The 704-nt window shown below is 61.9% G+C and carries 1 protein-coding gene; it reads right to left on the reverse strand.

What is annotated here, in order from left to right:
- Nucleotides 1–704 (reverse strand): MFS transporter (locus ABFP37_RS22495; protein ID WP_347035033.1); only part of this gene is annotated, 704 nt, incomplete at both ends.

Consider the following 704-nt stretch of genomic DNA (forward strand, 5'->3'; position numbering starts at 1 on the left):
AGGGCAATGGGCTCCGCCGTGCCGCCGAAGGTTGCCGCGACCAGGGCGTGGGGGAGGCCGACTCCCAGGGCACGGACGCGGGTGGGGAACATTTCTGCCTTGACGATGGCCGCGCATGCCGTGTAACCGGAGCAGAACACCAGTCCAAGCATCATCATTCCGAAGGCGGCGAAAACGTTGGTGGTCCCCGCCAGAAGAGTCATGACGGGAACTGTAATGAGGGTGCCGCCGATGGAGAAAAAGAGCATGACCTTGCGGCGTCCGACGCGGTCGGATACTGCACCGGCGACGGGCTGCAGGAACATAAAGATCAGCAGGGCGAAGAAACTGATGACGGACGCGTCTTCCTTTGCAATCCCCGAGGTGTTCACCATGTACTTCTGCATGTAGGTGGTGAAGACGTAGAAGGAAACGGTGCCGCCGATGGCCAGGGCGAAAACGGCTGCAAGCTGCTTGGGGTACTGCAGGAGTGCCCGCAGGGAGCCCACCGGCTTGGCGCCGTTTTCAAGGCCGGACGCTTCGCGGGCCTTTTCAATCTTGTAGTGCTCGGATTCATCCATGGTGCGGCGCAGGATCATCACGCCGAGCCCGGCAACGGCGCCGATGATGAACGGGATGCGCCAGCCCCATTCGCCCATCTGTTCCGGAGTCAGCATGCGCTGGAGCAGGATCATCACGAGGAGTGCGGACAGTTGGCCGATCAC

The organism is Burkholderia sp. RS01 (assembly GCF_039748055.1).
GTDB lineage: Bacteria > Actinomycetota > Actinomycetes > Actinomycetales > Micrococcaceae > Arthrobacter.